This window comes from Candidatus Thermoplasmatota archaeon, from assembly GCA_034660695.1.
Taxonomy (GTDB): domain Archaea; phylum Thermoplasmatota; class E2; order UBA202; family DSCA01; genus JAYEJS01.
In genome coordinates this window covers 1-1,800 of sequence record JAYEJS010000062.1, presented here as the reverse complement: position 1 = coordinate 1,800, position 1,800 = coordinate 1, and the positions used below count along the sequence as shown (strand labels likewise).

1 protein-coding gene is annotated in these 1,800 nt (G+C 41.9%); it reads left to right on the top strand.

The window, feature by feature from the left end; all coding sequences use genetic code 11:
- Positions 1 to 446 precede the first annotated feature (446 nt).
- Positions 447 to 1,800 (top strand): C25 family cysteine peptidase (locus U9O96_03095; GenBank protein ID MEA2054093.1); only part of this gene is annotated, 1,354 nt, incomplete at its 3' end.

The following is a 1,800-nucleotide window of genomic DNA, read 5'->3' as shown; positions in this document are numbered from 1 at the left end:
AACGCTGAACTCGCATCTGCAATATGTTAGAGTTGGCCATCATCTTTTTCTTGTTTGGACCCGAAAACTCTGTTTTCCATCCCTCGTTTTCCTCCATCTGAAAATTTTAGAGGAATAGATTGTTTCTCCTTATCACCCGAGGAGAAACAATTAGCTCACAAAATGTGGTTCATTCTTAGAGACTTATCAGTTCTATGGGTTTTTTATAACATGATTTTAAGTAGCAGGCATTTCATATTTTATCATTATTTTATTAGAGTACATCTTCTCGTCTCTCCTTAAATTCTTAGAAAATATCAATCTGGTTGGCATATGCCTCTGCTTTTTTGCCAGGTAAAATCTGTTCAAATTGCAAATTGATAGTAAATCTTATAAACCCTGTTTTAATAAAAATATTAGAGGCGAGTAACGATGAAAAGAGTAACATGGCAGAACGGGGGTGAAATATGCTAAAAAAAATATTGCCGCTAGTAATTATAGGGGTTTTGTTAACCAATGGAATCGGAGCAGTGGTATCATACAGTGAAAACAGCGGTTCAACCACGAAATTTACGCTCTCTTTTCCATCACTGGATATGCAAGAATATGATAGCGGGTACCTTGAAGCGCGTCTTGAGAATACTCTATCATATGTAACGAATCCGGGTTGCCCCATGCTGCCGAAGATTGTGAAAACTGTTGAACTCAAGTTTGGTGTACAGAATGTGAGGGTCGAAGTGATACCAAAAATATTACAGGAATACAGCATTGAGAGGAAAATTCGCCCCGCTCCTGTGCTTGTTCCCCTTGCCCCTACATATATAACGAATAGAGACAAAATTACCCGCTCCTGGGAAAATGAGGCGGTGTATACAGGTGAACAACTATACCCCTCTGCCTGGTACACGTACCGAGTTGGCTGCGGTTTAAACGCTGAAAATGAACGGGTTACCCATGTGGCAATACATATCTTTCCTGTCAGATATTCCCCCCTTTTGGGAAAACTTTATGCGGCTGGGGGTGCCGAAGTTACAATAACATATGAGAAACCTGAGGCAAAACCATCTTCCACGAACGGTGCTTATGATATGGTGATAATCTCACCATCTGTATTTTCCGGAGAACTTCAGAGGCTGGTAGACCATAAAAACGATCACGGCGTAAAGACTGTGCTCAAGACCACCGATGAAATATACAGTGAGTACAGCGGGGTAGACAAGCCCGAGCAGATCAAGTATTTTATCAAAGATGCTATAGAGACATGGGATATTAAGTATGTCCTGCTTGTGGGCGGCCTCAAATCACTTATCTGGGCGAAACCGAGAGATAATGCAAATGAAGGCTCGGAGAGGTGGCATGTCCCTGTGCGATATACAAACCTTTATGATAATCCAAAGTATCCATTAGATGTATCCACCATCCATGATCCTGGAGTCCTCTGCGACCTGTACTATGCCGATGTCTATAAAGAGGGAGGGATTTTTGAGGATTGGGATCCAAACAATGACGGCATTTTTGCTGCTTGGAACAAACCAGGAGTTGAAAATGATACCGATCTCGATTTTTATCCTGATGTGGCGGTAGGAAGGTTAGCATGCCGAAACATAAAAGAGGTGAGAACGGTGGTTGACAAAATCATCACGTACGAACAGAACCCATGCGATCCTTCCTGGTTTAAGAAAATGACGGTGATCTCTGGAGATGGGTTCCTCGATCAACAGGATCTGGATTTCCAATGGGATACCAACAGTCTACCTAATGGGGAATACACCATTTATGCACAAAGCACAAATGATGAGGATGAATCAGGACCAATAGACG